The following is a 16,086-nucleotide window of genomic DNA, read 5'->3' as shown; positions in this document are numbered from 1 at the left end:
GAAGGGGCGTAAAGGATGACACCCTGTGGTCCACGACATCGGGCCTCTTCAACGGCGGCAGGGATGCCGACACCGCCAGGCGGGCAATGCGTTTGGCGTGGAGCACGCTAGCGAGAAGAACGCGTCTTGCCTATAGTATGAGGCCCACGATGACGTAAGCTGGTGAGTGGGATACGATTATCCCCCCTGAACCCAGCCCAATTTCGACAAGGAAGGAGGTATCACCATGGCACATACTCTGCCGGAACTGCCCTACGCCTACGACGCACTGGAACCCTCCATTGATGCGCTGACCATGGAGATCCACCATTCTCGTCACCACAACACCTACGTCACCAACCTCAACGGCGCCCTGGAAGGCACCGGTCTCGAGGACCTGCCGGTCGACGAGCTGATCTCCAACCTGGAGCGTCTGCCGGAAGACAAGCGCCAGCCGGTCATCAACAACGGCGGCGGCCACTCCAACCACTCGCTGTTCTGGACCGTGATGTCCCCGAACGGTGGTGGCGACCCCAAGGGCAAGGTCGGTGAGGCCATCGAGAAGGAACTGGGCGGCTTTGACGCCTTCAAGGATGCCTTCACCAAGGCCGCGCTGGGCCGCTTCGGCTCTGGCTGGGCCTGGCTCTCCGTCACTCCGGACGGTGCCCTGGTGGTGGAAAACACCCTGAACCAAGACAGCCCGCTGATGCACGGCAACACCCCGGTGCTGGGTCTGGACGTGTGGGAGCACGCCTACTACCTGAAGTACCAGAACAAGCGCCCCGACTACATCGCCGCCTTCTTCAACGTGGTGGACTGGGACGAAGTCGAGCGTCGCTACCAGGCCGCCACTGCCTGAGCGAAGCCGGCCTGACGTCGATGTCTCGACGTCATCCGCGCTAGCGCAAGACCCGCGCCGCGGCCCCCAGGGCCGCGGCGCTTTTCGTTGGTGCCCCGGTCGGGGCGCCGTCTGGATTGGTCGTCGCCCTTGTGGTGCGACAGCAAGGAGTTCACGCCGTGTCCCGCTCATCCAGCCTGCAGGCGCTAGGGCGCCTGTTGCGCTACGCCCGCGGTTATCGTCGACGGATCGTCGCCGCCACCCTGTGTTCGATGATCAACAAGCTGTTTGATATCGCCCCCGAGATCCTGATCGGGGTGGCCATCGACGTGGTGGTCAACCAGGAGCAGAGCTTCGTGGCGGGGCTCGGCTTCGTCTCGGCCAGCTCCCAGATCATCGTGTTGGGGGTGCTGACCTTCTTTATCTGGGCCGGCGAGTCGCTGTTCGAGTACCTCTATCAGATCCTGTGGCGCAATCTTGCCCAGCGCCTGCAGGCCGACCTGCGCCAGGACGCCTACGAGCACGTGCAGCGCCTGGACATGGGCTTCTTCGAGTCGCGCTCGTCCGGTGAGCTGGTCGCCACCATGAATGACGACGTCAACCAGCTCGAGCGCTTCCTCGACGGCGGTGCCAACTCACTGATCCAGGTCGCAGTCACCGTGGTGGCGGTAGGGGCGGTGTTCTTCGTGCTGTCGCCGCTGATCGCGCTGCTGGCCTTTACCCCGGTGCCGCTGATCCTGTGGGGTGCCTTCGTGTTTCAGCGCAAGGCCGGTCCCCTCTATGCCGACGTGCGTGAGAAGGTCGGGGTGCTGTCCAGCCGGCTGTCCAACAATATTCAGGGCATGGCCACCATCAAGAGCTTTACCGCAGAGGCCCGCGAGGCGGCTCGGCTGAAGGCCGACAGTGAGGCCTACGTGGACGCCAACAGCCGTGCCATTCGTATCAGCTCGGCCTTTATTCCGGTGATCCGCATGGCGATCCTCACCGGGTTTCTGGCCACCTTCATCGTCGGCGGCATGCAGGCGCTGTCCGGTGAGCTCAACGTCGGCGCCTACGGCGTGCTGGTGTTCCTGACCCAGCGGCTGCTATGGCCGCTGACCGGACTGGCCCAGGTCATCGACCTGTTCGAGCGGGCCATGGCCAGCACCCGGCGCATCCTCGATCTGATCGCTACCCCGATCCGGGTGCGTGACGATGGACGCCGTGAGCTCGAGACGCCGGTGCGTGGCGAGGTGCGCTTTGCAGAAGTGAGCTTTCACTACCCGGGCAGCGGCGCCGGCATCGACGCTGTGGAGCTGGCGGTACCCGCCGGCAGTACCCTGGCGCTGGTCGGGCCCACCGGCTCCGGCAAGTCGACCCTGATCAAGCTGCTGTTGCGCTTTCACGACCCCGACCAGGGGCGGGTCGAGCTCGACGCCGTCCCGGTGGCGGAGCTTCGCCAGGGAGCGCTGCGCGACGCCATCGGCCTGGTCAGCCAGGACGTCTACCTGTTCGAGGGCAGCGTGCGTGACAACATCGCCTATGCCCGTCCCGAGGCCAGTGATGAGGAGGTCATCGCCGCGGCACGCACCGCCGAAGCCTGGGAGTTCATCGAGCGTCTGCCGGACGGCCTCGATACCCGTGTCGGTGAGCGCGGCGTGCGCCTGTCCGGCGGGCAGCGCCAGCGTCTGTCGCTGGCCCGGGCGCTGCTCAAGGATCCCCCGGTGCTGGTGCTGGACGAGGCCACCAGTGCGGTGGACAACGAGACCGAGGCGGCGATCCAGCGCTCGCTGTCGCGCATCGGCGGTGAGCGTACCGTGATCATGATCGCCCACCGGCTCTCGACCATCGTCCACGCCGACCAGATCGTGGTGATGGAGCGCGGACAGGTGGTCGAGCGCGGCGTCCACACCGAGCTGATCGCCCGGGGCGGGCGCTACGCCGCCCAGTGGCAGGTGCAGACCGGCGAGGCGGCGACGGTGGCAGCCACGTTGCCCTGACCTGTCGCGCTGACCTGTCGCGATGCGCGGGACTTGGCCGCGGGCTCGGTGCCGGCCCCGGAACAGGCCCCGAAACCGGTTCAGGCGTGGAGGATACGGCTCGCCAGCACCGTCTGTGCAGTCTAGGGTAAGTAAGTAGTAACTTCCTATGCTGCATGAGGCGTGAAGGATGAGCTGCGTACTGCTCGGGGACGGGGTTCGTCGCCGGGCGTTCCATCGTCTGCTGTCGGGCTTTGTTGTACCGGGCTTTGTTGTACCGGGCTTTGTTATACCAGGCTTAGCTGCACCCGCCTTGGCGATGCGGGCCTTGCGAGTGTCGGCGTCTTGTTTACAGGCGGCTTGTTTACTGGCGGCTTGGCGTCCGAGTGCCCTGGTCCGGGCGGCTCTGCTGCTGGGTTGCCTGGCAACGACGCCGGCCCTCGCCGACCTGCGCATCCTGCACCTCGACGTGGGCATGGGTGACGCCACCCTGGTAGTGGATACCGGCAGCGGTCAGAGTCTGTTGATCGATGCGGGAAATCGCGGTGATGGCCGCAGGGTGGTGGCGCCGGCCCTGATCGCACTGGGGATCGATCGACTCGACTATTTTCTCGCCAGCCACTATGACGCCGACCATATCGGTGGCTTCGATGAACTCATCGAGGCGGGCGTCACCGTCGAGACGGTACTGGAACGACCCGGCATCAAGCCCGAGGTGCTGTCTCCCACCGGCCGCGACACCCAGTACGGCGAGTACCTGGCGGCGGCCCGGGCCGTGGGGGCGCGGCTGGTCGAGCTTATCCCCGACTGTCGTCCCGATCATCCCCAGCTGCGCCTGGGCGCCGACACCCGTATCCAGGTGGCCGCAGCGGGCGGCCGGCACCTGGCCGGGGATATCGGTTTCTGTGAGGTCGGTGAGCAGTCACTTCATCCACGGCGGGAAAACGCCCGCAGCGTGGCACTGATCATCGAGCACGGGCGCTTTCGCTACTTCACCGGCGGCGACCTCACCGGAGGTGGTGCTCGCAGCGTACCCATGGAGGCCTTCGTCGCCGCCCAGGTGGGCAACGTCGACGTGCTCAAGCTGAATCATCACGGTTCCGACACCAGCACCAGCGACACCTTTGTGCAGACGCTGAGACCCGAGGTGGCCGTGCTCAGCGTCGGCGATGGTGGAGTGAACCTGCGCTATCGCCTGCCGCGGCAGGCTCCGCTGGATCGCCTGGCCAAGCTCAGCCCGGCACCGCTGCTGTTCCAGACGCGCCAGGGCGAAGGTGGAAGCTACCTGGGGGCCTACGTCGAGAATCGCCACATCGTCGTTCATACCGATGGCGAGAGCTACACCATCAACGGCCTGATCTGTGTGGTGGACGAGCGCACCCAGGCAAGCGAGGGAGGACACTGTCGATGAGCAGTTCAGAGCAGGAGGGGCCTCGTCGCGATCGCAGGGACGATGATGCCGACGGCGGCAGCGATAGTGACAATGTTAACGGCAACGGCAACGGCAACGGCAACGGCAACGGCAACGGCAACGGCAACGGCAACGGCAGTGAAGATGGCTGCGGAGAGCGTATCCGCAAGTTGCTCGACGACACCACGGCGCTGCTGGACTACGCCCAGGAGTTCGAAGGTTACCCGCCGGAGATCGACCTGACCGCCTACTTCGTGGCCAAGGAAAAGACCGATCGCAAGGAGCTGTTGACCACCGAAGAACTGGCCGGCGTGGTGGATTGCTACCGGCGCCTGTCCCGGCTCTACCCAGGTATCTCGCCGCGTACCCTGGCGGCCACGCGCCCGGACAGCGATGGTCGAATGCGCGACAGCCGCACCGGCAAGTACTTGATTCGCCTTTGGTGGTGGACCGGAGCGGTGGTGATGGCGGTGATCGGCTCCAACGTGCTGATGTACGCCATCGATACGGGTCGGCCGTCCTCTGGGCTCGACTGGACCCACTGGAATACCGCGCTCGACTTTATCTACGAGGGACTTCGCCACACCGAGCCCTTTCTTTATGGTGCCCTCGGGGCCTTCGCCTTTGTGCTGCGGGTGACCGCGACCCGGCTGTACAGTCGCACCTTCGATCCCGCGCGGATCGGCGAGCATGTCAATCGCATCGTGCTGGGCACGCTCTCCGGTGGCGCCATCGTGTTGTTCGTCTCCCAGATTCCCACCGATCAGGGCGCACAGGTGGCGCTGAGCGGCGCCGCCCTGGGCTTTCTCGCCGGCTACAGCATCGATTTTCTGTTCGGTACTCTGGACCGGGTGATCTGCGCCTTGCTGGCAAATGACGCGGGCGACAAGACTGGCAAGGCGGCGCGGGCTCGCCGTGACGCCGACGTGGTTCAGGTGCTGGATGATCTGGTCGCCGAGCAGCCAGACGGCGAGGCCAGACGTCGTCTGGGAGAGGTGATCGAGACGCTCAGGCAGCGCCACCAGGCCTGATGGGTAGGGCAGTCGTAGGCCTCAGCCGCTCATCGCCTGTGGCAGATAGGTGGCGATGCCCGGGAACAGGCTCATCAGCACGATGGCTACGATCATCAGCAGGAAGAACGGTAGCGTGGCGAGGTGGAGCGATTGTCTGGAAAATCTCCGTAGAAGAGGTAAACGAGAGCTATTGCACTCAAGACGGAGAGTCATGAGCCCCTTTCACGTACTGGGCGTACAGGACATCGGCGAAGTCGGTTTCGGTGATGCTTCCGAGAACCAGATCTCTGACGGCGTCCGCCAGAAGGTCGTTATCTGCCGTAAGTTCGTATTCGTTGAGTGAAAGATACTCCAATGCCACGGCAAGGCCGGTTCTCTTGTTGGCGTCGGGGAGCGCGTGGGCGACAGCGATACTTGCAGTGTATTTGGCAGCAATTTCGAACACATCATCCAGCCCGCTGTAGACAATGGCATTGTCAATACGACCCAGTGCTCACTGAAGTTTTCCAACATCCACAGAACCTTGCATCCCTGGCTCGGTGGCCAGAATCAAGGTGTTGATCTCAATGACTCTTTCAAATGGAAACTGGATAATCTCCATTACATGTCGGCTAGTTTCCGGAAGGTATTTCTGTGCGTGCGTAACGCCAGCTTGGTCTCCGACTTGACGATTTGCTGCCCCTCGGGACCCGAGAGGTCCAATTTTCTGGTCGCCTTGATTCGCGGGCGTTCCACGGCCTGGAGGCCGTACTTTTCAACTTTGCTGTTCATGTAGCGTACCCCTGTCTGCCTAGCATCTTGTCAACTAGTCTATCAGCCACTCATCGCCTGGGGCAGATAGGTGGCGATGCCCGGGAACAGGCTCATCAGCACGATGGCCACTATCATCAGCAGGAAGAAGGGCAGCGTGGCGCGGGTGATCGACATGATGTCGCGTCCGGTCAGGCCCTGGATCACGAACAGGTTGAAGCCCACCGGCGGGGTGATCTGCGACATCTCGACCACGATGACCAGATAGATGCCGAACCAGATCAGATCGAAGCCGGCGGTCTCGATCACCGGCATGATGATCGAGGTCACCAGCAGGATCAGCGAGATACCGTCGAGAAAGCAGCCCAGCACCAGCAAGAACAGGGTCAGCACCACCAGCAGCCAGGCCGGTGACAGACCCATGGCGCCGATCTTCTCGGCCAGGTCCATGGGCAGCTGGGTGAAGCTCATGGCCGAGGAAAGAAACGAGGCCCCGGCGATGATGAAGGCGATCATGCAGGAGGTGCGCACCGCGGCGAACAGGGCGTCTTTGAAGATAGTGCTGTTGAAGTGGCCGTTGGCTCGAGCGATCAGCATCGACAGCACGACCCCCGAGGCGGCGGCCTCGGTGGGCGAGGCAAGCCCGCCGTAGATGCTGCCGAGGATGCCGCCGATCAGCGCCAGCAGCGGCAGCAGTTGCAGGCTTCCCGACAGCTTCTGGCGCAGCGGCATGTCGCTGTCGCGCTTGCCCACCGCGCCACGACGATTGCCCACCAGCAGCGACCAGCCGATCACGTAGGTCATGAACAGACCGAGCAGCATCAGTCCCGGCCCGACACCGGCGATGAACAGCCGCGAGATCGACTGTTCGGTGACCACGCCGTAGACGATCATCATGATCGATGGGGGAATCAACAGCCCCAAGGTCGAGGCGCTGGCCAGGGTACCGATGGCCAGGTCGTTGTCGTAGCCGCGCTTTTCAAGCTCCGGCAGGGTCATCTTGCCGACGGTGGCGCAGGTCGCCGCCGAGGAGCCGCAGACCGCGGCAAACAGCCCGCTGCCGATGATGTTGGAATGCAACAGGCGTCCGGGAATACGTCCGAGCCAGGGCGACAGCGCCTGGAACATGTTGTTGGCGAGCCCCGAGCGAAACAGGATCTCGCCCATCCACACGAACATCGGCAGCGCGGTCAGGTCCCAGCCGTAGCTGGCGCCCCAGAAGTCCGAGGCCAGGATCGGGCCGGGCTCCAGCGGGAAGAACAGCGTCAGCACGATAAAGCCGGTGCCGAGCAGGGCGTAGGCGATCCACACGCCGCTGCCGAGCAGCACCGCCAGCGCCAGCAGGGTGACAAGACTGATCGTCAGCATCTCGGCAAGCCCTCCTGGCGAGACAGGCGCTGCAGGCGAACAGGAATCCTCAAGTCAGTCATGGCTGGGTTCCTCGTCCGGGGCCTCGAAGCGGCGTGGCGCCGTCAGCGCCTGTCTGGCGGTGTGGATCAGCGCTTCGGCCAGGGCCAGGCTCATCAGCGCCATGCCGACCAGCAACGCCAGCTGGGGAATCCACAGCGGAACGGCGAGCAGTCCCGAGGAGACGTCGTCGAACTCGAGGCTCTCGTGCATCAGTTGCCACAGCGATACGCACAACAGCGCATTGAGCGCCGAAGCCACCGCCAGGCAGAACAGCTCGGTGAAGGCGCGCACCGCCGCCGGCAGGCGCTGGATCACCAGCGACATGCGGATGTGGGCGTGGTGGCTGAAGGTGTAGGCCATGCCGAGAAAGGTCGCGCCCACCAGCAGGAAGGACGCCAGTTCCGACACCCCGGTGATCTCGAGGCCAAGACGCGCGCTGCCGAACAGCACCAGCAGGGCATCCAGCAGGCGAAACAGCACCTGGATGGTGATCAGGCCGCAGATGGCGACCATGGAGGCGGCCGCACCCAGCCCACCAAGGCGGTAAAGCGGCATCAGGCGAAACTTCATGGGCGATCCTTGGCGTCAGTGGAGCGATACGTTGTCCGTGAGTCGTTGACCGCACCCTTCTTGCACGGCGTCGCGACGTGGCGTGTTGCGAAAGACAGGCCGTGAACGGGACAACGAACGAGCGGCGAGGACACCCCTCACCGCTCGTCCCGAGCGCTATTCGGTATTGGCGCGGTAGTCCTCGATCAGCGCCTTGGCCCGGTCATCGGCGCGGCTCTCCCAGTCCTGGAAGAGCTTGTCGCCGGCCTCGGAAAGGGCTCCGGCCACCGCCTCGTTGGGCTCGCCAATGGTGATGCCGTTTTCCTCCAGGGCCTGGGCGCTGCCTTCCATATCGGCCTTGCTGGCCTCCCAGCCGCGCTCTTCGGCCTCGGCCGCCGCTTCCATCAGCGCTTGCTGGGTCGCCTCATCCAGGCGATCGAAGGCCTTCTGATTGACGAAGATGATGTTCTTCGGAATCCACAGGTTGGCGTCGGAGAAGTGGGAGACATAGTCCCAGGCCGCCATCGACTCGCCGGTGGACACCGAGGTGATCATGGCGTCGACCCGGCCGGTGGAGAAGGCGGTGGGGATGTCCGATTCCTCGGTCTCGGTGGGCAGGCCGCCGAGGTTCTCGGTCAGGCGCTGGGTATTGATGTTGGGCGCTCTTACCCTGAGCCCCTCGAACTGGGCGGGGTCGTTCAATTCGAAATCGGTGTAGATGCCCTGTGACGGCCAGGGCACCGCGTACAGCGGCTTCATGCCCTGCTCGGCGAACAGCTCCTCGATCACCGGCTTGCTCGCCTGCCACAGCTCCCAGGCTTCATCGTAGCTGCCGGCGAGCCCCGGCAGGGTGTCCAGCTCGAACACCGGCGACTCGTTGGACAGGATCGACATGAATATCTCGCCGGCCTGGACGGTGCCGCGGCGCACCGACGGCTTGATCTCGCCGTGGCTGATCAGCGAACCGCCGGAGTGCACGGTGATGTCGAGCTCGCCATCGGTGGCTTCGCGCACGTCCTCGGCAAACTGCTTGGTGTTCTCGGTGTGGAAGCTGGCATCCCCATAGGGCGTCGCCAGGTTCCATTCGGCGGCCTGGGCGCTGCTGACCGCAGTGGCGGTGGAGAGTGTGGCCACGGCAACGGCCAGCCCCAGGGAGGAGTATCGAGTCATGATGCCTACCTTGTTGTTGTAGAAACGTGGCGGTGAAAACGACGTGTCGTGATGGAGGTATCAGTCTGACTATGCAGCATCGGGCAGGATGGCGTTGAAGATCAAGCCGCCTTGCCGATGCCGCGGGGCCCTCAGGCCTTCTTGAACAGCTGGCTTTCGCGATCCTTGAACGCCTTGAACTCCAGTGCGTTGCCGGACGGGTCCTTGAAGAACATGGTGGCCTGCTCGCCGGGCTCGCCCTTGAAGCGGATGTAGGGTTCGATCTCGAACTTGACGCCATGGGACTTGAGCTTCTCGGCCAGGGCCTCCCAGGCGTCCATTTCCAGTACCACGCCGAAGTGCGGCACCGGCACACCGTGGCCGTCCACCGGGTTCTTGTGGGCAGCGTCGGCGGCGTCCTTGAGACCGGGGTTCAGGTGGCAGACGAACTGATGGCCGTAGAGGTCGAAGTCGACCCAGGACTCGGAGCTGCGGCCTTCGGGGCAGCCGAGAAAGTTGCCATAGAACTCGCGGGCCTCGTCGATATCACGGACCTGAATGGCAAGATGGAAGGGATCGCTGACGGCCATGGGGAAACTCCGGAGTGCGTGAAGGGGGTATATCACTGATTCTTGGCCGGGGAGGATCGTGGCGTCAATCTTCTTGCCGAATTTGTCGGGAATCGACTCGGGCGTTAGATTCAACTGACAAGAGGAGATTGTGTGGCGCCCCGGCAACGCGATCGAAGCATCCACGAAAGGGCTCGAAGGAAAGCGCTCGGAGCGCGCGCTGGACGCCACGATGGCGACAGAAGACAGCGGAAGACGACAATAACAGGTTCGTTAACCACCTGACGTCCGTTGGCGAAGGTTCACCAGAGGACGTCGACAACAGAGGCTGCCCCCATGCCGATACCCCGACTCAACTGCGACGTTGGCGAGAGCTTTGGTGCCTGGAAGATGGGCCGTGACGCCGACGTGATGCCCTATATCGACTGCGCCAACATCGCCTGTGGTTTCCACGCCGGCGATCCTGACGTGATGCGACGCACCGTAGGCTACGCCGTGGCCAATGAGGTGCTGGTCGGCGCCCACCCCGGCTATCCCGACCTGGTGGGCTTTGGTCGGCGCAGCCTGGCGGTGTCCCCGAGCGAAGCCGAGAACCTGCTGCTCTACCAGATCGGTGCCCTCGACGGCGTCTGTCGTGCCGAGGGCACCAGGGTCGGCTACGTCAAGCCCCACGGCGCGCTCTATAACGACATGGCCACCAATATGGAATTGCTGCGCGCCACCATGCGCGCGGTCAAGGCCTATGACGAGAGCCTGCCGCTGTTGGTGATGTCCACCGCCGACACCGCCGCAGTGAGGGCGCTGGCCGAGGAGGAGGGCGTCAGCCTGTGGTTCGAGGTGTTCGCCGACCGTGCCTATGACGGCGAAGGTCGGCTGGTGTCCCGGCGTGAGCCAGACGCGGTGCATCACGATGAGGACACCATCGTCGGCCAGGCGGTGACCCTGGCCCGGGGCGAGGCGCTGACCGCCCGCGACGGCACCAAACTGGTCCTTCCCGCCGATACCCTGTGCGTGCACGGCGACAACGAGAGTTCAGTGGCGGCGGTGCGCGCCATCCGCGAGGCCTTCGATCAGCTGGAGGGGGCATGACGCCGAGCCCACGTCTGGAGACGGTGGCCTTCGACAGCCTGATCGTGCGGCTGTTCGACGCCATCGACGAGTCGCATATGCCCTGGGTGCTGGCGGCGGTGGACGCCATCCGCGAGCGGCTTGGCGAGGATGCCCTGGAGGTGGTGCCGTCCTATACCACGGTGCTGGTGCAGCTTGATATCCGCAGGCTGTCGCTTGGCGAGGCCCGAGCGCGCCTCGGCGATGCCCTGGCGAGCCTTGCGCCCCGGGCGACGGAGGACGGCAGCCTGCACGAGATCCCGGTGTGGTATGACGCAAGCGTCGGCCCTGAGCTTGAGCTGATCGCTCATCGCGCAGGCATCACCGCCGACCAGGTCATCGAGCGCCACTGTGCCCACGACTACAGCGTCTTCGCGCTGGGTTTCGCCCCCGGCTACGGCTTCATGGGGCTGGTCGACGACGCCCTGGCCACGCCTCGACTCAAGACACCGCGCCAGAAGGTGGCCGCGGGCAGCGTCGGCATCGCCGATCGCCAGACCGCCGTCTACCCGGCGCCGTCGCCTGGCGGCTGGAACCTGATCGGACGCACCGCCACCCGGCTGTTCGATCGCGAGCGCGAGGGTTACACCCTGTTCAAGCCCGGCGATCGCGTGCGCTTTGTGGCCATCGACCGTGCCACCTTCGAGGCGCAGGGTGGCGACACCACTCCCCAACCCCCGGCCGAGGAGAGCGGCGCATGAGTCTCAAGGTGGAACGCGCAGGTCCCCTGGCGCTGGTGGTCGATGGTGGTCGCCAGGGCGTGCGCCATCTGGGCGTGACCCAGGGCGGTGCCATGGACTGGGTGGCGCTGGGCTGGGCCAACTGGCTGCTGGGTAACGCCCCGGACGCCCCCGGCATCGAGATCATGGTGGGCGGCCTTGCGCTGGTGGCCGAGGCCGACGTGAGCGTGGCGCTGGCCGGGGCCGACCTGGGCGCGACCCTGGACGGCGAACCCCTGGCTCTGGCGGAGACGGTAACGCTCAAGCGTGGTCAGCGGCTGGTGTTCGAACGGCCGAAAAGTGGTCTGCGCGCCTATCTGGCGCTGCCGGGCGGGATCGAGGCGAGCGCCATCATGGGCAGCGTCACGAGCACCGTGCGAGAAGGGCTCGGTGGCCTCGACGGTTTCGGCAAGTCGCTGGCCCAGGGCGACGTGCTGACGCCAAAGCAGGATCGGCCCTCGGGCGGCGATCGTCGCCTGCCACGGCGGGACGCCGACAAGGGGCAGCGGGACGCTGATCGAGAGCAGGGGGCTCTGGTCACGGCAAGCGACGGGCCACTGGCGCTGTCGCTGGTGCCCGGGGCCCAGATCGCGAGCTTCTCGGGCACCAGCCTGTATCGCGCCTTCAATGACGTCTGGACGCTGGATCAGCGCGCCGATCGCATGGGGATTCGCCTGACCGGGCCGCAGCTTGAGGGCAGCATGAGCGGTATGGTGTCGGAGGGCATTCCGCTGGGGGCGGTGCAGGTACCGCCGGACGGCCAGCCGATCATTCTGATGAACGACCGCCAGACCATCGGCGGCTACCCGCGCCTGGGGGCGCTGACCCCGCTGGCCTGCGCCCGTCTGGCCCAGTGCCTGCCTGGCACCGAGGTGCGCCTGGTGCCGGAGTCGCCGGAGCGTGCCCGCGATGACCACCTGAGGCAGCTTGCCCGTTGGGAGTAGGGGCGGTGGGCTGCCCTCCAACAAGGCCTTGCAGCGGATTCCGATGCAGCAGCAGGCGAGGATAGCGGTCGGGCCGAAACGCAAAGCGCCCCGTTCATGGACGGGGCGCTTTTCCTTCATTTGGGTCAGTGGCTAGAAACGATAGCTCAGGGTAGCGCTGACGCTGCGCTCGGCGCCGAAGTAGCAGAATTCGAGCGAGTTGCAGGAGGCCACGTAGTCCTCGTCCAGCAGGTTGCTGACGTTGAGGCGGCCGCTGACGTTGGTCAGCCCCACCTGGCTGAAGTCATAGCCCAGGGTGGCGTCGACCAGGGTGTAGTCCGGGACCGACTTGGTGTTGTCGCGGTCGGCCTGGATATCGGCGTGGTAGCGTACCCCGAGGCCGGTGTTGAGCCCGGCCAGCGGTCCCTTGAGGAAGTCGTAGTAGCCCCACACCGAGGCGATGTGCTTGGGCGAGTAGATGGCGTCGTTGCCTTCCTCGCTGGGGTCATCGCTTTCGGCGTAGGTGATGTCGGTGTAGGCGTAGCCGGCCTGGAGGCTCAGTGCCTCGGTGAGCTGAGTGCGCGCCTCAAGCTCGATCCCCTGGGATTCGATCTCGCCCACGGCGCGATACGGATCGGTGGGCTGCTCCTTGGTGGCCACGTTTTCCTGGGTGATATGGAACAGGGCGATGGAGTACTGGTCCTGGGTACCCAACGGCTGGTACTTGAGCCCGGTTTCCACCTGCTCGCCCTCCATCGGCTCGAGCAGATCGCCGGAGGCATCGACGAAGCTGGTCGGGGTGAAGGCGGTCGAGTAGCTGGCGTAGGGCGAGACGCCGTTGTCGAAGGCGTAGAGCAGGCCTGCGCGGCCGCTGAACTGGGTTTCGTCGAGATCCGAGCTGTCGCCGCTATCGAGATTGGTGTTCTCGATATCGACCCAGTCATAGCGGCCACCCAGGGTCAGGTGCCAGCGATCCCAGCTGATCTGGTCCTGCAGGTAGACGCCGGTCTGGTCGAGTTCGTGCTTCTCACGGGTGGTCACGACAATATCGCCGATGGGGCCAGCACCGTAGCTCGGGTTGAAGGCGTCGATGTTGGGGAAGGTGCCCCCGGACCAGACCACGTCGTTCTCGCGGGTCTGGTAATCGAACCCGGTCAGCACCCGGTGCTCGAAGCCGCCGGTGGAAAAGTTGGCTTCGAGCTGGTTGTCCACGGTCCAGGCCTCGAGATCCTCGTCGGCGCCGGAGTAGTAGCGGTTGAGCTCGGTGTCGTTGGCCCAGCCGTAGGCGTAGACCTGATCCATCTCGACGTCGGATTCCAGATACTTGAGCTTCTGGCGAGCGGTGATGCCGTTGCCGAAACGGTGCTCCAGCTCATAGCCCAGCAGGGTCTGGTCGCGCTCGAAGTTGTCGTAGTCGTCCTCGCCCTCGAAGAAGGTGTTGTCGATATGCCCGCCGGCATGGCTGGTCACCGTGCCGTCGTAGGGCAGACCGGCGTGATAGCCGCCCTCGGGCTCACGCGAGACGTAGGCATTGAGGTTGAGGGTGGTAGCGTCGGTGATGTCCCAGGTCAGCGACGGCGCGATGGCGTAGCTTTCTTCTTCGGCTTGATCGAACTGGGTATCCGAGGAGCGCGCGATGCCGGTCAGGCGGAAGGCGGCACGCTGGCCTTCGTCGACACTGCCGGTGACATCGAAGGCGGCGCGCTGCTGCTCATTGTTGCCGAAGCCGACCTGCACCTCGCCGGTGGGGCTGTCGCTGAACTCAGGGCGCTTGCTGGTCAGCGCGACCAGGCCGCCAGGGGAGGCGCGACCATAGAGCACCGAGGCCGGTCCCTTTACCACCTCGATGCTTTCGAGCATCCAGGGGTCGACCTTCAGCGAGCTGAAGCTGTTGGTGTCGCCCATCAGCTTGAGGCCGTCGAGGAAGGTATTGCTCAGGCTGCCGTCGGAGAAGCCCCGCAGTACCAGATAGTCGTAGCGGTTGGACGACCCGAGCTGGTTGGTATAGACCCCGGGGGTGTAGTCCAGCGCCCGCTGCACCGTCTGGGCACCACGTCGCTCGATCTGCTCGGCGCTGACCGTCGAGGTGGCCTGGGGCGTCTCGAGGAAGGGCGTATCGGTCTTGGTGGCGGCCTGGCCGGTGACCGTCATGGTGCCCAGTTCGGTATCGGCGGAGGTGCCAGCATTGACGGCATTGTCACTGAGGGCGGTCTGGGCCAGTGCGGCGGAGGATACGCTGGCCGCCAGCAGTGCCGGGCCAGCCTTCAAGGCGAAAGGTTTCAGGGCGAAAGGCGTCAGCGCGAAGTGCAGGGTCGAGGTGATACGCATGTTGTCGCTTACCATTGGGAGCAGGGAAAGGCGCCACGGGGTAGGCACCTGAACAAAGCGGTCATGTTTCGGTAATGCGAATTATTACATTTTGCGAGTGGGCCTGTTTATGCGCGGCGCCAAGAACCTTATGCGGGGTGACAGGACCTGCACCGATAATGAAACCTCAGTAGACAAGTGCGATCGGCGTAGCGAGTGCTATCGGCGTAGCGAGTGCTAGCTGATGTAGTGGATCCATTCATCGACGAAGCACCGCCCGACGGCTGGGTGCCGTTGCGGTGTACTGTGTCCAGTTGAGGTCTCTAGGGGAGAGGTGCCCAAGAGGGGGCTGGGCGAAGGGCGAAGGTCCTGGAAGCGTCTAGCCAACGTCGCGGGGTGAGACCCCGAAGCGCCGCCGAAAGGCGGTGGAAAAGTTGGAGGCGTGGCTGTAGCCGCTCTCGAAAGCGGCCTGCTGCACGCTGGCGCCCTGCGCCAGCAGCTCGTGGGCCAGGGTCAGTCTGCGTTCTCGCAGGTAGTCGAAGACCGAAACGCCGAACAGGCGCTGGAACTTGGCGCGCAGGCCCGAGGCGCTCATGGACGCCATCGCCGCCAGCTGCTCGAGGCAGTAGGACTCGGCGGGAAAGTCGTGCAGCCGCTGGCGGATCCGCTCCAGCCGCTGGCGCTCCGGCAGGGGCAGGTCACCGCGCTGGCGCGGGCCGGGATGTCGCAGGCCGTGGGCCAGTAGTTGCAGGCCGATGGCCTCCATCAAGAGCTGGCGCTGGCCGGGGGAAGGCTGCGGCATGACCGCCTGTTCGAGCATCGGCGCCAGGTAGCCGGGCAGTGGCCAGACGTGCAGATGGGGACGCGGGGCGTCGAGCAGTTCGGTGATGTCCGGGCGCTGGCTCAACGAGGCGATCGCAGCCTGGTCCAGCGACAGGTTCAGGGTGCGCAACCGCTGCCCCTCATCCTGATGCACGCGCAGGGAAACCTGATCGGCGAGCCGGGCGCTCAGTGCGCTGCCGGCGGTGAGCCGCTGCCGCCGTCCTCCGGTGTCGACCACGATGGCGCCTTCCATCACCACGCACACGAACAGCGGCGAGGCCATGGTGGAGCAGGAGTCGTAGGGCTTGAGCACCTCGACATCGGAAAAGGTCAGATGCCAGCCGCTGCGCACCTCTTCCTCGATGACGCGGCCTCTGAGAATTTCCAGGTGGTGGGCCACCGCCGGGAAGCGGGCGCCGTCGAAGCGGTAGTCGATGCCATGGCGCTGGCCAAAGCGTAGAAAGTCCCGCGCGCGGATGACCCGGGTATCACCAAGTCCCGCGGCGGCCCCGGCCAGCGGGCGCGAGCGAGGCTGATCACCACTCGACTCGCAGGCCTGCGCGTGGCTTGCAGTGCTCATCT

15 protein-coding genes are annotated in these 16,086 nt (G+C 65.0%); 8 read left to right on the top strand and 7 right to left on the bottom strand.

The window, feature by feature from the left end:
• Positions 1-226 precede the first annotated feature (226 nt).
• From NFG57_RS15415 to NFG57_RS15400, 4 genes are all read left to right on the top strand, one after another.
• The gene (locus tag NFG57_RS15415; RefSeq protein WP_045992322.1) at positions 227-838 is read left to right on the top strand and encodes a superoxide dismutase; all 612 of its coding nucleotides are present in this window, start codon (positions 227-229) and stop codon (positions 836-838) included.
• Between the two features lie 158 nt (positions 839-996).
• On the top strand, positions 997-2,796 hold the full coding sequence (locus NFG57_RS15410) for an ABC transporter ATP-binding protein (RefSeq protein ID WP_348814710.1): 1,800 nt from the start codon (positions 997-999) through the stop codon (positions 2,794-2,796).
• A 313-nt stretch (positions 2,797-3,109) separates the two neighbouring features.
• Positions 3,110-4,186, top strand: coding sequence for an MBL fold metallo-hydrolase (locus NFG57_RS15405; RefSeq protein ID WP_348814709.1), 1,077 nt, complete (start codon positions 3,110-3,112; stop codon positions 4,184-4,186).
• The gene (locus NFG57_RS15400; RefSeq protein ID WP_348814708.1) at positions 4,183-5,217 is read left to right on the top strand and encodes a hypothetical protein; all 1,035 of its coding nucleotides are present in this window, start codon (positions 4,183-4,185) and stop codon (positions 5,215-5,217) included. Before NFG57_RS15405 ends, NFG57_RS15400 begins: the two co-directional genes overlap by 4 nt.
• Positions 5,218-5,238: 21 nt before the next feature.
• Here the strand turns inward: NFG57_RS15400 and NFG57_RS15395 are convergent, their stop codons facing one another.
• Entirely contained in the window at positions 5,239-5,412 is a 174-nt protein-coding gene (locus NFG57_RS15395) for a hypothetical protein (protein WP_156088603.1), read from the bottom strand.
• On the opposite strand from NFG57_RS15395, the gene NFG57_RS15390 reads away from it, so the two are divergent.
• Positions 5,411-5,542 carry a hypothetical protein gene (locus NFG57_RS15390; RefSeq protein WP_348814707.1) on the top strand — a complete coding sequence of 44 codons (132 nt, stop codon included), beginning with the start codon at positions 5,411-5,413 and terminating at the stop codon, positions 5,540-5,542. The two genes, NFG57_RS15395 and NFG57_RS15390, sit on opposite strands and share 2 nt — an antisense overlap.
• A gap of 470 nt (positions 5,543-6,012) precedes the next feature.
• Here NFG57_RS15390 and NFG57_RS15385 read toward each other — a convergent pair whose 3' ends face one another.
• The 4 genes from NFG57_RS15385 to NFG57_RS15370 all read right to left on the bottom strand — a co-directional run bounded on the left by NFG57_RS15385 (position 6,013) and on the right by NFG57_RS15370 (position 9,647).
• On the bottom strand, positions 6,013-7,317 hold the full coding sequence (locus NFG57_RS15385; RefSeq protein WP_045992316.1) for a TRAP transporter large permease subunit: 1,305 nt from the start codon (positions 7,315-7,317) through the stop codon (positions 6,013-6,015).
• 54 nt (positions 7,318-7,371) lie between these two features.
• Positions 7,372-7,929, bottom strand: coding sequence for a TRAP transporter small permease (locus NFG57_RS15380; protein WP_108132497.1), 558 nt, complete (start codon positions 7,927-7,929; stop codon positions 7,372-7,374).
• 156 nt (positions 7,930-8,085) lie between these two features.
• Complete coding sequence (locus tag NFG57_RS15375; protein WP_260425304.1) at positions 8,086-9,081, bottom strand: TRAP transporter substrate-binding protein; 996 nt, start codon at positions 9,079-9,081, stop codon at positions 8,086-8,088.
• Positions 9,082-9,209: 128 nt separating this feature from the next.
• Positions 9,210-9,647, bottom strand: a complete 438-nt coding sequence (locus NFG57_RS15370) for a VOC family protein (RefSeq protein ID WP_045992313.1) — start codon at positions 9,645-9,647, stop codon at positions 9,210-9,212.
• A gap of 315 nt (positions 9,648-9,962) precedes the next feature.
• Here NFG57_RS15370 and NFG57_RS15365 point away from each other — a divergent pair, with 315 nt between their 5' ends.
• Genes NFG57_RS15365 through NFG57_RS15355 form a run of 3 tightly spaced genes read left to right on the top strand, consistent with a single transcriptional unit; the run spans position 9,963 to position 12,396 of the window.
• Positions 9,963-10,715, top strand: a complete 753-nt coding sequence (locus NFG57_RS15365) for a 5-oxoprolinase subunit PxpA (protein WP_045992312.1) — start codon at positions 9,963-9,965, stop codon at positions 10,713-10,715.
• Positions 10,712-11,434, top strand: coding sequence for a 5-oxoprolinase subunit PxpB (pxpB, locus tag NFG57_RS15360; RefSeq protein WP_348814706.1), 723 nt, complete (start codon positions 10,712-10,714; stop codon positions 11,432-11,434). The genes NFG57_RS15365 and pxpB overlap by 4 nt, the downstream gene beginning before the upstream one ends.
• A complete protein-coding gene (locus tag NFG57_RS15355; RefSeq protein ID WP_306168577.1) occupies positions 11,431-12,396 on the top strand; it encodes a biotin-dependent carboxyltransferase family protein in 966 nt (321 codons plus the stop codon). The genes pxpB and NFG57_RS15355 overlap by 4 nt, the downstream gene beginning before the upstream one ends.
• Positions 12,397-12,528: 132 nt before the next feature.
• On the opposite strand, the gene NFG57_RS15350 is transcribed toward NFG57_RS15355, so the two are convergent.
• Together NFG57_RS15350 and NFG57_RS15345 are read right to left on the bottom strand one after the other, a co-directional pair.
• Positions 12,529-14,526, bottom strand: a complete 1,998-nt coding sequence (locus NFG57_RS15350) for a TonB-dependent siderophore receptor (RefSeq protein ID WP_261395211.1) — start codon at positions 14,524-14,526, stop codon at positions 12,529-12,531.
• 535 nt (positions 14,527-15,061) lie between these two features.
• Positions 15,062-16,084, bottom strand: coding sequence for an AraC family transcriptional regulator (locus NFG57_RS15345; RefSeq protein ID WP_348814705.1), 1,023 nt, complete (start codon positions 16,082-16,084; stop codon positions 15,062-15,064).
• Positions 16,085-16,086 lie beyond the last annotated feature (2 nt).

This window comes from Halomonas sp. H10-59, from assembly GCF_040070555.1.
Taxonomy (GTDB): domain Bacteria; phylum Pseudomonadota; class Gammaproteobacteria; order Pseudomonadales; family Halomonadaceae; genus Halomonas; species Halomonas litopenaei.
The sequence above is the reverse complement of the archived record's forward strand: the minus strand, read 5'-3'. Positions and strand labels throughout refer to the sequence as shown.

What these genes read in the sequence shown, in the direction of transcription:
- NFG57_RS15400 (WP_348814708.1), top strand. Translation starts at nt 4,183, where the DNA reads ATGAGCAGTTCAGAGCAGGAGGGGCCTCGTCGCGATCGCAGGGACGAT.
- NFG57_RS15385 (WP_045992316.1), bottom strand. Translation starts at nt 7,317, where the DNA reads ATGCTGACGATCAGTCTTGTCACCCTGCTGGCGCTGGCGGTGCTGCTC.
- NFG57_RS15345 (WP_348814705.1), bottom strand. Translation starts at nt 16,084, where the DNA reads ATGAGCACTGCAAGCCACGCGCAGGCCTGCGAGTCGAGTGGTGATCAG.
- NFG57_RS15350 (WP_261395211.1), bottom strand. Translation starts at nt 14,526, where the DNA reads ATGACGGTCACCGGCCAGGCCGCCACCAAGACCGATACGCCCTTCCTC.
- NFG57_RS15395 (WP_156088603.1), bottom strand. Translation starts at nt 5,412, where the DNA reads ATGACTCTCCGTCTTGAGTGCAATAGCTCTCGTTTACCTCTTCTACGG.
- NFG57_RS15370 (WP_045992313.1), bottom strand. Translation starts at nt 9,647, where the DNA reads ATGGCCGTCAGCGATCCCTTCCATCTTGCCATTCAGGTCCGTGATATC.
- pxpB (WP_348814706.1), top strand. Translation starts at nt 10,712, where the DNA reads ATGACGCCGAGCCCACGTCTGGAGACGGTGGCCTTCGACAGCCTGATC.
- NFG57_RS15355 (WP_306168577.1), top strand. Translation starts at nt 11,431, where the DNA reads ATGAGTCTCAAGGTGGAACGCGCAGGTCCCCTGGCGCTGGTGGTCGAT.
- NFG57_RS15390 (WP_348814707.1), top strand. Translation starts at nt 5,411, where the DNA reads ATGAGCCCCTTTCACGTACTGGGCGTACAGGACATCGGCGAAGTCGGT.
- NFG57_RS15365 (WP_045992312.1), top strand. Translation starts at nt 9,963, where the DNA reads ATGCCGATACCCCGACTCAACTGCGACGTTGGCGAGAGCTTTGGTGCC.
- NFG57_RS15380 (WP_108132497.1), bottom strand. Translation starts at nt 7,929, where the DNA reads ATGAAGTTTCGCCTGATGCCGCTTTACCGCCTTGGTGGGCTGGGTGCG.
- NFG57_RS15415 (WP_045992322.1), top strand. Translation starts at nt 227, where the DNA reads ATGGCACATACTCTGCCGGAACTGCCCTACGCCTACGACGCACTGGAA.